Origin of the sequence: Corallococcus macrosporus DSM 14697 (genome assembly GCF_002305895.1) — a bacterium.
GTDB lineage: Bacteria > Myxococcota > Myxococcia > Myxococcales > Myxococcaceae > Myxococcus > Myxococcus macrosporus.
This window is the reverse complement of the sequence record NZ_CP022203.1, coordinates 4,056,188-4,067,802: the sequence shown is the minus strand read 5'-3', so window position 1 is coordinate 4,067,802 and position 11,615 is coordinate 4,056,188. Positions and strand designations below refer to the sequence as shown.

Genomic DNA, 11,615 nt, shown 5'->3' with positions numbered 1-11,615 from the left:
CGGGACGAAGTTCAGGAATCGAGCGCGAGCAGCGCCCGCACGTCGTGGCCGTTGGTCTGAGACCAGCGCCGCTCCACGGGACGCCGAGCCTCCGGCGCCCCCGGCAGCAGCCCGTCCACCGTTCCGGAGAGCCCCGCATCCACCACCCAGACGGCGCCGTTCACCCGGCGCGTCCTGGGCCCCAGGAGCAGCTCGGTGACATCAGCCACGTCCTCGGCGGTGCAGAGCTCCCCGCCCGGCGTGGCCGCCTCCCAACGAGCGACCCGGCCCGCCGCGTCGGGGAACATGCCCAGCAGCTCCCCATGCACCGGACCCGCGGACACGCAGTTGGTCCGGATGCCATCGGGTGCCAGCTCCGCGGCCAGATAGCGTGTCAAGGACTCCACCCCGGCCTTCACCACCCCCTGACACCCCAGGTCGTGCATGTACCGCTGGGACATGGACGTGGACATCGTCACGATGCTGCCGCCGCCCCGCCGGGCCATCAGGGGCCTGGCGCGCATGGCGCACTCATACGTGCCCGTGATGCAGGTCCGGAACGCCTTGTCCCAATCGCGCGGCGTAATCCGGTCGAAGGGCCCGATGAGCCCGTTGGACGCGTTGCACACCAGGAAGTCCAACCCACCGAGCTGCGCGTCGATGGCGGCGAACATCCGGTCCAGGTGCTCCTCCTGCGCGACCGAGCCCCAGACGTGGACCGCCTTCCCTCCCGCGTCAATCAACTCCTGGACCGTCCGCTCGCCCTCGTCCCGGGAATGGAACGAGTTCACCACCACCGTCGCCCCCGCGCTGGCCAGCCGGGCCGCGATGACCTTGCCAATCCCCTTCCCCGAGCCCGTGACGAACGCGACCTTCCCCTCGAAGGGCAACACCACCGGAGGCGGCACCTCGCGGGGCGCACGCGCCTCCAGCGCGGGCGCGGAGGCCACGGGCGCCGCGACCTCACGGACCGGCGCCGCGACCGCCAGCCGGGCACGCGCCATGTCACAAATCGACGCAATCGTCCGCAGCCGCTGCGAGGGCTGAGGCGCATCGGTCAGCCCCAGCTCCTTGATGAGCACGGCCATCACCTCGGCCTGCTTGACCGAGTCGATGCCCAGCTCATCCTCCAGGTCCGCCTCCGGCGTCAGGAGCGCTTCCGGATATCGCGTGACGCGCGCGAAGACGCCACGGACCCGCTCCTCCAGCTTCTCGACGGGAGGGCGCGTGGACACGGCAGGAGGCGCGGAAGGCGCCTCTGGAGGCCCGGAGACCGGCGCCACAGCAGGTCCCGCGGCTGCGAGCAGTTGGCTCACGACCTCCGCCATCGCCCCCAGCGTCCGCGCCTGCGCACCCCGAGGCAGACGTTCTGGCGGAAGGTTGAACTCACGCCCGACCACGGCCGCGATCTCCGCCAGCTTGACGGAGTCGATGCCCAGCTCGTCTTCGAGCTGCGCGTCCGCCGTCAGGATGTCCATGGGGTACCGCGTGACGTCCGCGGCACAGCGGCGAATCCGCGTCAGGACGTGCTCAACCGCGTGCGTGCCTTGATGAAATACATTTGCAGTCATTGCCGACCCCTGGTCTTCCGGTTCGCGGCAATGAATGCATCAGGGGTCTGACACGACTTGCGGAGGCGGACGTCTCCGCACATTCAGCGTGCAAAGAAGACGTCCCGCGCGGAAATATTTCCGCGTGACGTCACTTCATCCTTGCGTTGGCGCGGGTGCGTTCACCGGCTCCGGCGGCCTGGCCGCTGGGCGGACGATGAGCTGGTCCAGCGACGGCCGCTGGCGCATCGGGAATGCGGCGAGCTTCACCGGGCGCCCGGTCCTGGCGGACTCCTGCATCGCGGTGATGACCCGCACGTCCGCCAGCCCTTCACGCCCAGACGGCGCGGGCTCCCGGTCCTCCAGGATGCACCGCGAGAAGTGGAGCAACTCCGGCGCGAACTGGTCATGCGTCGCGAAGACGCGCGCCTCCGTCTTCCCCTCCACGGTGAGGACGTGCTTGCGCTCCTTCTCGTAGCCGAACGCGGACTCGACGAGCAGGTCGCCCTTCTCGCCCACCACGCGGTAGCTCGACACCGCCGACGCGGCGTGGCTGATGCCGAACTGCGCGACGCGGCCCTTCGAGAAGCGCATCAACGCGAAGGCCGTGGCGTCCACGCCCTCGAAGCGAGGGTCCTGCTCCTCGTTGGTGTAGCAGAACACCTCGGTGGGCTCGTCGCCGAAGAGGTAGCGCGCGGCGTTGATGGGATAGGGCCCTTCGTCGAGCAGCGCGCCGCCGCCCACGTCCACGCGCGTCCGGATGTCGCCGGTCCGCACCTGCTGCGTCAGCAGCGCGGACATCATCAGCGGCTCGCCCAGGCGCCCCGAGCGAAGCAGCTCGATGGCCCGCAGGTTCGCCTCCTCGAAGTGGAGCCGGTAGGCAATCATCAGCTTGACGTGATGCGCGTCCGTGACGCGAATCATCGCCTCGCAGTCCTCCACCGAGGTGGCCATCGGCTTCTCACAGAGGACGTGAACGCCTGCTCGCGCGGCGCGCTCGGTGTAGGCGCGGTGCTGCGTGTTGGGCAGCGCGAGGTACACCGCGTCCACGGCCGCGTCCCGCAGCACCTGTTCGAGCGCGTCGTAGGTGCCGGTGTGTTGGACGCCGTACTTCTTCCCCAGGACGTCCCGCTTCTCCGCGTCGGAGGAGATGAGCGCCACCAGCTCCGAGTTCTCCCCAGCGTGCTGAAAGGCCGGGAGCACGGCCACCTGCGCGATATTCCCCGCGCCCACCACCGCATACCGGATCCGCCGCGAGCTGCCCTGTGCCATCGATGTATGCCCTCCGCGTGTACGAGACACGCTGGGCCCCCGAGGCACCTGCCACAACCCATCCGGCGCGCAACGTCACGCCGCCCGTCCGGACACCAGGCGGCCCGCCCGCCGCGTCAGTCCACTTCCGTGGTGGTGGCGGCGGTGCCACTCCGCGATGGACTCCTTCGGGTAGCGCTGGAACCTCTTGTCCTTCTTCCCGGCCTGGAGCGGAACCCAGTCAGGCTTGAACTCGAGCATGATGTGGACAAGTTCGGGAGCTTCCGGGAGCGGCGTGTCGATGGCCGACGCGAACGGGTGGATGAGCTCCGGCCACGTCGGATCAAACAGCCAGAGCGCGGAGCCGCACCGCCCGCAGAAGTGGCGCTGCCCCTTGCTCTTGTGCGCCTTCGCGTCCTCCGGGTTCTGGATGCGCGCCCGGTACACCTTGAGGTGTTGCCGGCCGCGCACCTTCAACGAACTCGCCTCCCCGGACAGGTTGATGGCGAAGCCCCCGCCCCCTTGCGTCTTGCGGCAGACGGAGCAGTAGCACCGCATGAAGGGAGACGGATGCTTCGTCTCCACGCTGAACCGCACGCCGCGACAGTGGCAGGAGCCTTCAAGCTTCATCACTTGTCCTTGGAGAGGATGAGCACGCTATAGGGCCCCAGGTTATTCAGCGTGCCGCTGGCCGGCATCCCGTCCTTGCCATTCCACCGGCCGCCCACGTCGAAGCTCTGGGCGTTGCCGAAGTCACCGGAATAACCCTGCCAGTCGCTGTTGAAGCGCACCTTCCAGGTGCCATCGGCCGGCAGGCCCAGGTCGTAGTTGGACAGGTGCTTGCCGCCCATGTTCACCACGACGATGGTGTCGTCCCCCGCGCCGCCCTTGTCCCAGCGGTGGAAGGCCACGACCTTGTCGTTGTTGTTCACGTGGTGGACATTGACGTTCTCGCCGCGCAGGCCGGCGGTGTTGTCGTTCCAGTTGCGGCGCAGCTTGATGAGGTCCGTGTACGCCTGGTTGATGCCGGCGTAGGTCTCCTTCTTCTTCCAGTCGAGCGGATCCGCGTCCTGGAAGTGGCCGTCCTCCAGGAACTCCTGGCCCTGGAAGATCATCGGGATGCCGGGGCTCGTCATGGTGAGGGCCGCGCCGATGATGGAGCGCTTCTTGGCGTGGTAGCCCCCCGCGTCCCAGCCGCCCACCTCGCTGGGCAGGCGCTGCTTGCCGTTGGCCACCTCGTCGTGGCTCTCCGTGTAGATGACGCGCTGGAGGGCGCTGCCGTTGTACTTGAAGCGGATGGCGTCCGCGACGGCGTTCATGTCCCGGTCGCTGTCGGAGAACGCCGTCAGCGCCTCACGCATCGGGTGGACGAAGTGGGCGTCCCACTGGCTGTCGAAGTTCGCGCCATCCTGGTGCGTGAGGGCCCCGTCGCCGCCCAGGTCCTCGGCGATGACGATCTTCTGCGGGAACTCGCGGTTGACGGCGTCGTTGATGTCGCGCAGGAGCTGCCACCCTTCCGGGTTGTCCACGCCGCTCGCCATCCGGATCTCCTTGGTGGCGTCCACGCGCAGCCCGTCCATGTGGTACTCGCGCAGCCACATCATGGCGTTGTCGCGCAGGTAGTCGCGGACCTCGTGGCGGCCGTAGTCCGGCCGGGTGTCGCCCCACGGCGTCTTGGCGCGCCAGTCCGTGTAGAAGTAGCTGCCGCCCTTGCCGTACGTCTCGCCGTCGAAGTCCCAGTGCGGCAGGTCGCTGGGGCCCAGGTGGTTGTAGACAACGTCCATCACCACGCCGATGCCACGCTTGTGGGCCTCGTCGACGAAGCGCTTCAAGTCGTCCGGCGTGCCGTAGGCGCTCTCCGGCGCGAAGGGGAACGCGGGGTTGTAGCCCCAACTGAAGTCGGCCGCGAACTCGGCCGTGGGCATCATCTTGATGACGTTGATGCCCAGGTCCTTCAGGTGGTCCAGCTTGTGGATGGCGCTCTCCCAGTTGCCGGGGCCCCAGCCGGGCTCGTCGTTGAAGGTGCCCACGTGCATCTCGTAGATGACCGCCTCGTTCCAGGGCGGCATCCGGAAGTCGTGGTCGTGCTTCCACGGGTACGACTTGTGGTCGACGATGATGGAGTTGCCGGTGGAGTTGGTGACGTCCTGCGCGCGCGGGTCACCCTTCCAGCGCCAGTCGCCGTGCTTGCCCTGGATGACGAACTGGTACTGGTCCCCCGCCTTGGCGCCGGGCACGTCCAGCGAGAAGTTGCCGCTGGGCTCGCGCTGCAGCTCCACCGCCTGCCAGTTGCTGAAGTCTCCGGCCACCTGCAGGCGCTGCGCGTTGGGCGCCCACACGCGGAACGTGGTGCCGCCGTCGTAGGGGATGGCGCCCATGCCGGGGCGGCTGGAGGGCTGCGTGGGCACCGCCGCCGCGCTCGAGCGCAGGGGCTCCGGCAGCAGGCTGCCGTGGGTGCGCGCCTGCGCCTGCGCGCCCGTCCCGCGGCTTCCCGCCAACGCGGCGGTGTGCCGCTGGGACTCCGCGTTGCGCGTCTGGCGGGCGTCGTCGAAGAAGTCCTTCACCGGGCCGCGCCGGGGGGCCGCGGTGTTGGGCGCCGAGGTCTCCTTGGCGCGCGGATCCGCGGCGCGCTGGGGGGAGGAGGCCTTGGAGGTGGCGGGACGGCTCGGTGGGTTGATCCGGGAGGGCATGGCTCGGCCGTTGTTCGTGCGAGGTGTGGGGTCTCAGCCAATATCGGACGGGAGAGGGCCAGGTTGCGTGCGCCTGGCGCAAATTTCCACTGTTGTCCGACACTGGACCCACCACCCGGCCGGAATGCCGTGAATGCCCGGATCAGCCCCGGTGGAGCGGCCCCCCTACCCCACGGCGGAGACAGGCGCCGCGTCCGTCTCCGGGAGCGCGTCGAAGTTCTCGAACGGGTTCTCCAGCATCTCCCGCAGGGTGTTGGCGAGCACGCCCGCGTGGAACCCGTCGATGAAGCGGTGGTCGAACGTGGCGTTGATGTTCATCACCTTGCCCGGCACCACCTTGCCGTCCTCCACCACGGGGACCTCCTTCACCGCGCCGGGCGCGACGAAGATGGGCACGCGCGTGTACGGCGCCAGCGGGACGTAGGCCGTGTCCAGCCCCAGCGAGCCCACGTTGGTGATGATGGCGGACCCGAAGGCGTCCTTCGGCATGCCGAACCGGCTCATGTCCAGGTTCAGCGTGTACATGAAGAAGGACAGCAGCCAGGTGAAGGTGTTGAGGAAGAGGTAGGGAATCTTCTGGATGGTCCCCTTGCCCTTCTCCAGGGCCACGTCGCGGCGCTCGCGCACGCGGCGCACCGCCTCCTCCAGGTCGTTGGCGATGTCCCTCAGGTTCTTCTTGTCCGCGTCCTCGATGCGCGCCGACGTGAGGTCCACCTTGCCGCCATCCGTCTGGACCACGAGCGTGGACAGCGTCACCCGCTGACGCAGGTAGATGCGGTTGAAGCGGAGGATGGCGTTGGCGTCCGGGCAGCGGCGCAGCGCCTCGCCCATCGCCTTGGCCACCAGGTGCGTCACCGTGAGCCGCACGCCCGTGCGCTGACGGAACGCCTCGATGTACGCCATCGCCTTGTCCATGCGGACGGTCAGCGTGCCGTAGACGGTGGGGTCATACGCCGTCTTCCAACTTCCAATCGCAAGCTTGCGAAAGCTCGACAGGTCCCGCTTGGGGATCAACTCCAGGTGCGCCATGGGCCCAGTGTCGCCGCTGGGCCCACCCCAAGGGAAGAGCGAGGGCCCCGCGCACCGCTCAAGCCCGCCCCGGACTCAACATGACGCACCGGGTCGGCGTTCAAACCCGAGCGAACGGTGATCCGACACGCGGCATAACCGGCCTTTCCGGGACCAACCCGGCCAGTCGGCCGCCCTCCCCACGACCTGCCAACCGCCTCCGAATTCGACGGAAGCGGAAAATTCATGGCATTCCATGCCTCTCGTGCCCTCTCGGGACGTCAATTCCAAGCAACGCCAATCGATTCTCGGGAGAGGTAGGGAAGACCCATTTACATCCGGCCCCTGAGCGGATGACCATACGCACTCCATGGCTGGCTTCCGCTTCTGCTCCGCCCTCTTGCTGATGTTTGTGATGACCTCCGCGGCCCACGCCGCCGAGGCCGGTCCCCCCGTGAATGTGCTCGACGGGTGGCGCTTCCGCTGGGGTGATTCCCCCGTGGGCGCGGATGGGACGCCCCTGTGGGCGAAGGAGACGGGGGATTCGAAGGACTGGAAACCCACGGCCGCGCTCACCGCGCCGGAGGGCCGTGGCGACCAGAAGTTCCTCTGGCTCAGCATCCCCATCCCCGATGGCGGCTGGACGGACCCCGCGCTGTACCTGGGCGAGGTCACCCACGCCATGGAGGTGTACGCGGACGGCAGGCACATCTACACGAGCGGGAAGATCCGCCCGGACAGCTACGAGATTGGTGAGAACCTCTCCTGGCACCTGGTGACGCTGCCGCGGGAGCTGCAGGGCAAGCGGGTGCTGCTGCGCATCCAGTCCAGCAATCCGAACATCGGCGTGGCCCAGGCCGCGCAGGTGGGCTCGCGCTATGACCTGCTCGTCTACGTGACGCGGCAGGGCCAGGCGGCCTTCGTCATCTGCTGCCTGCTGATGGCGGTGGCGCTCGGCTCCGGTGGCGCGTTCCTGCTGCACTGGCGGCGCCGGATGCTGGCGGGCCTGGCGGTCTCCGCGGCCAGCGGTGGAGCCATCCTCCTGGGCCTGAGCGGCATGCCCACGGCGCTGTGGGGCTCCTCCTCCGCCGCGACCCTGGGCACCACGGTGGGCATCTTCCTGCTCGTCGCCGGCCTGATGGAGTTCGTCTCGGACGCGCTGCTCGACAACCGGCGCGGCTGGTTCCAGAAGGCGGCCATGGTGTTCTCGCCCCTGTGCGGCCTCTTCGCCCTGGCGACGCTGCTGGACCTGGGCATTGGCCAGCGCATCCTGGTGCCCTTCCTGCCCATGGCCATGGTGGTGCTGCTGGTGGTGCTGTCAGTGGCCCTCACCCAGGCGTGGCTGGGCAACCCGGACGCGCGCCTCTTCGTGGGCGGCTTCGCCGGCCTGGTGCTCTCCATCGTCCTCACCATCCTCCCCGTCATCGGCCTGGTGGGCTGGTCGCTGGGCAACGTCACGCACTGGGGCTACGTCGCGCTGACGCTGTCGCTGCTGGGCATCGTCACCCGCCGCTCCATCATGGTGGTGCGCACGCTGGAGGCGCACACGCACCAACTGGAGGCGCGCGCGCAGGAGGTCCGCAACCTGGCCGAGCGCATGGGCAACGGCGCCGGCGAGCTGGCCACGGTGGTGCAGCAGCTCCGCTCGTCCAGCGACGAGCAGACCGAGGGCGTCAGCCGTCAGGCCGTGGCGCTCCAGGAGGCGGAGCAGACGGTGAAGGAGATCCGCCGCAGCTCGCAGATGACGGCGGAGAAGGCCAGCGCGCTGGCGGCCTCGGCGGAGAGCGCCGAACAGGTGGGCCGCGAGGGCACGGCCGCCCTGGAGCGCACGCTGGCGGACCTGGCGGCCATCCGCACCGAGGTCTCCGACATGGCCCGCCGCATCTTCGCGCTCGACGAGCGCACGCGCGAGGTCTCCGGCATCGTGGACTCAGTGAAGGACCTGGCGGACCAGTCCAACATGCTGGCCATCAACGCCGCCATCGAGGCGGCCCGCAGCGGCGAGAGTGGCCGCGGCTTCGGCGTGGTGGCCCGGGAGATGCGCGGCCTGGCGGACCAGTCCATCCAGGCCACCCACCGCATCCGCGAGGTGCTCGACGGCGTCAGCAACAGCATGCGCGAGGCCGCCCGCTCCAGCGAGAAGGGCGATGAGCGCGTGCGGCTGAGCCTGGACGCCGTGCGGACCTCCAGCGCGCAGTTCCAGCAGCTCGCCGACATCATCGGCGACACCAGCTCCAGCGTGCGGCAGATCACCGCCGCCGTCAGCGCGCAGGACGCGGGCACCCACCAGATGGCGCAGGCCATCCAGGAGCTGTCCGGGCAGATGCAGCGCACGCTCAAGACGGTGCAGGAGACGCAGGAAGCCACCCGCTCCGTGCAGTCGCTCGCGGAGAGCATGTCCGGCATGGCCAGCCAGACGCTCAAGGCGGAGGGCCTCTCCGTGCCGTCCACGCAGGCCCAGGCGCGCTGAGTCCACGCGCCCCGCCTCCGAGCCCGGCGGCCCCCTGGAGGCCACGGCTCGGAGGCTCCTGGAGCCGGGAGCGGCTCAGCCCAGGGCCGCTTTCAGGTAGGGCGCGGTCTCGCTGGAGGGCACGTCCACCACCACTTCCGGTGGACCCGCCACCACGACCCGCCCTCCCTTGTCGCCAGCCCCCGGCCCCATGTCGATGACCCAATCGCTGGCGGCCACCACGCGGATGTCGTGTTCAATGAGGATGACGGTGTTGCCGGAGGCCACCAGGCCCTCCAACTGCGTCATCAGATTGTCCACGTCGGAGGGGTGCAGGCCGGTGGTGGGCTCGTCCAGCACGTACAGGGAGCTGCCCCGCTGGGCGCGCTGAAGCTCCGTGGCCAGCTTGATGCGCTGGGCCTCGCCGCCGGACAGCTCGGTGGCGGGCTGCCCCAACCGCAGGTAGCCCAGGCCCACCTCCCGCAGGACGGCGAGGGGGCGCTGCACCAGGGGCTCTTCGCTGAAGAAGTCATGGGCCGCGTCCACCGTCATGCCCAGCACCTCGGCGATGTTCTTCCCCTGGTACCGCACCTCCAGCGTCTTCGCGTTGTAGCGGGCGCCCTGGCAGGAGGGGCACGGCGCGTAGACGCTGGGCATGAAGAGCAGCTCCACGCTCACGAAGCCCTCCCCCTCACACCGCTCGCAGCGGCCCTTGGCCACATTGAAGGAGAAGCGGCCCACGTCGTAGCGGCGGGCCTTGGCGGCGGGCGTGGCGGCGAAGAGCTTGCGGACGTTGTCGAACAGCCCCGTGTACGTCGCCAGGTTGGAGCGTGGCGTGCGCCCAATGGGCTTCTGGTCCACCTGGACCAGGCGCTTGATGCCCTCCATGCCGGAGTCAATCCGGCCGCCGGTGGTGCGCACGACGGCGCGCTCCAGCGCCTCCCCTTCGTCCTCGTCCTCGGGCATCACATGGCCCAGGTGGCCCGCCACCAGCTCCACCAGGACCTGGCTCACCAGGCTCGACTTGCCGGAGCCCGACACGCCCGTCACCGTGGTGAGCACGCCCAGCGGGAAGTCCACGTCCAGGTCCTTCAGGTTGTTGCGTGACACGCCCTTCAGGCGCAGCCACCCCTTGGGTGAGCGCCGCTCGCCGCGCGAGGGCTTCTCTTCGTCGAAGAGAAAGCGCCGCGTCCTGGACGCCTTCACACCCTTCAGCCCTTCGAGCGGACCGCTGTAGAGAATCCGTCCGCCGTGCTCGCCCGCCTCGGGCCCCACGTCGACAATCCAGTCGGCGTGACGGATGACGTCCACCTCGTGCTCCACCACGAACAGGGAGTTGCCGGAGCCCTTGAGCTGGTCCAGCGCCCGCAGCAGCGCCGCGGTGTCCGCGGGGTGGAGCCCGGCGGAAGGCTCGTCGAGCACGTACACCACGCCGAACAGGTTGGAGCGCACCTGCGTGGCGAGCCGCAGCCGCTGGAGCTCACCGGGCGACAGCGTGGGCGTGGGCCGCTCCAGCGCGAGGTAGCCCAGCCCCAGCTCCGTCAGCACGCCGATGCGCGCCAGCACGTCCTGCGCGATGCGCTGCGCCACCAGCGCCTTCTCCGGGTGCTCGCGGGTCAACGCGGCCACGTCCTTGGCCGTCCCATCCGCCACCGGTGAGAGCAGGTCCGTGAGTTCGCCGAGCGGCAGCCGGGACAGCTCGCCGATGTCGAGCCCCGCGAAGGTGACGGACAGGGACTCGCGGCGCAGCCGCTTGCCGTGGCATTCGGAGCAGTCGCCGCTCACCATGTACTGCGACGCGCGCTTCTTCAGCAGCGCGCTCTGCGTGGTGGCGAAGGTATGAAGGACGTAGCGCCGGGCGCTGGTGAAGGTGCCCATGTAGCTGGGCGCCGCCTTCCGCTTGAGGGCCCGCTGCGTCTCGGCCGGCGTGAGGCCCGCGTACACGGGCACCGAGGGCTGCTCGTCCGTGAAGAGAATCCAGTCCCGGTCCTTCTGGGGCAGCTCGCGCCACGGGCGGTCCACGTCGTAGCCCAGCGACACCAGGATGTCGCGCAGGTTCTGGCCGTGCCACGAGAGAGGCCAGGCGGCGATCGCCCGCTCCCGGATGGTCAGTGAGTCATCCGGCACCATGGACTGCTCGGTGGCCTCGTAGACGCGGCCCAGCCCGTGGCACGTAGGGCACGCCCCCGCGGGCGTGTTGGGCGAGAACGCATCCGAATCCAGCTGCGGCTGCCCCCGTGGATACTTCCCCGCGCGCGAGTACAGCAGCCGCAGCGAGTTCGCCAGCGTCGTCACGCTGCCCACGGACGAGCGCGTCGTGGGCGCGCCCCGGTGCTGCTGGAGCGCCACGGCGGGAGGCAGCCCGTCAATGGCGTCCACCTCGGGGACGCCCACCTGGTCGATGAGGCGCCGCGCGAACGGCGCGACAGACTCGAAGTACCGCCGCTGCGCCTCGGCGTAGAGCGTGCCGAAGGCCAGCGACGACTTGCCGGAACCGGACACGCCGGTGAACACGACGAACGCGTCACGAGGCAGCCTGACGTCGACGTTCTTCAGGTTGTGCTGGCGAGCGCCTCGAACCTCCACGAAGCCCTGCTCGGTGGGACGTGACGAATCTGGATGTTGCTTGGAACCGCGAGCCCTGGCCATGCGCACCACGCTGAGTTGTCGAAAGGGACGAGTCGCGGC

General features: G+C 69.4%; 7 protein-coding genes. 1 reads left to right on the top strand and 6 read right to left on the bottom strand.

Features of this window, described 5'->3' with window-relative positions; all coding sequences use genetic code 11:
- Positions 1 to 11: 11 nt before the first annotated feature.
- The 5 genes from MYMAC_RS17140 to MYMAC_RS17120 all read right to left on the bottom strand — a co-directional run bounded on the left by MYMAC_RS17140 (position 12) and on the right by MYMAC_RS17120 (position 6,499).
- On the bottom strand, positions 12 to 1,550 hold the full coding sequence (locus MYMAC_RS17140; protein ID WP_043711156.1) for an SDR family oxidoreductase: 1,539 nt from the start codon (positions 1,548 to 1,550) through the stop codon (positions 12 to 14).
- A gap of 135 nt (positions 1,551 to 1,685) precedes the next feature.
- Entirely contained in the window at positions 1,686 to 2,801 is a 1,116-nt protein-coding gene (locus tag MYMAC_RS17135; RefSeq protein ID WP_095958856.1) for a Gfo/Idh/MocA family protein, read from the bottom strand.
- A 75-nt stretch (positions 2,802 to 2,876) separates the two neighbouring features.
- Entirely contained in the window at positions 2,877 to 3,410 is a 534-nt protein-coding gene (locus MYMAC_RS17130) for a GFA family protein (protein WP_170114742.1), read from the bottom strand.
- On the bottom strand, positions 3,410 to 5,470 hold the full coding sequence (locus MYMAC_RS17125) for an alpha-amylase family glycosyl hydrolase (protein ID WP_095958854.1): 2,061 nt from the start codon (positions 5,468 to 5,470) through the stop codon (positions 3,410 to 3,412). The genes MYMAC_RS17130 and MYMAC_RS17125 overlap by 1 nt, the downstream gene beginning before the upstream one ends.
- Positions 5,471 to 5,635: 165 nt before the next feature.
- Positions 5,636 to 6,499 carry a 2-oxo acid dehydrogenase subunit E2 gene (locus MYMAC_RS17120; protein ID WP_095958853.1) on the bottom strand — a complete coding sequence of 288 codons (864 nt, stop codon included), beginning with the start codon at positions 6,497 to 6,499 and terminating at the stop codon, positions 5,636 to 5,638.
- 349 nt (positions 6,500 to 6,848) lie between these two features.
- Here MYMAC_RS17120 and MYMAC_RS17115 point away from each other — a divergent pair, with 349 nt between their 5' ends.
- Positions 6,849 to 8,948 carry a methyl-accepting chemotaxis protein gene (locus tag MYMAC_RS17115; RefSeq protein ID WP_095958852.1) on the top strand — a complete coding sequence of 700 codons (2,100 nt, stop codon included), beginning with the start codon at positions 6,849 to 6,851 and terminating at the stop codon, positions 8,946 to 8,948.
- A gap of 75 nt (positions 8,949 to 9,023) precedes the next feature.
- On the opposite strand, the gene MYMAC_RS17110 is transcribed toward MYMAC_RS17115, so the two are convergent.
- Entirely contained in the window at positions 9,024 to 11,576 is a 2,553-nt protein-coding gene (locus MYMAC_RS17110; protein ID WP_095961601.1) for an excinuclease ABC subunit UvrA, read from the bottom strand.
- Positions 11,577 to 11,615 lie beyond the last annotated feature (39 nt).

What these genes read in the sequence shown, in the direction of transcription:
- MYMAC_RS17130 (WP_170114742.1), bottom strand. Translation starts at nt 3,410, where the DNA reads ATGAAGCTTGAAGGCTCCTGCCACTGTCGCGGCGTGCGGTTCAGCGTG.
- MYMAC_RS17135 (WP_095958856.1), bottom strand. Translation starts at nt 2,801, where the DNA reads ATGGCACAGGGCAGCTCGCGGCGGATCCGGTATGCGGTGGTGGGCGCG.
- MYMAC_RS17110 (WP_095961601.1), bottom strand. Translation starts at nt 11,576, where the DNA reads ATGGCCAGGGCTCGCGGTTCCAAGCAACATCCAGATTCGTCACGTCCC.
- MYMAC_RS17125 (WP_095958854.1), bottom strand. Translation starts at nt 5,470, where the DNA reads ATGCCCTCCCGGATCAACCCACCGAGCCGTCCCGCCACCTCCAAGGCC.
- MYMAC_RS17120 (WP_095958853.1), bottom strand. Translation starts at nt 6,499, where the DNA reads ATGGCGCACCTGGAGTTGATCCCCAAGCGGGACCTGTCGAGCTTTCGC.
- MYMAC_RS17115 (WP_095958852.1), top strand. Translation starts at nt 6,849, where the DNA reads ATGGCTGGCTTCCGCTTCTGCTCCGCCCTCTTGCTGATGTTTGTGATG.
- MYMAC_RS17140 (WP_043711156.1), bottom strand. Translation starts at nt 1,550, where the DNA reads ATGACTGCAAATGTATTTCATCAAGGCACGCACGCGGTTGAGCACGTC.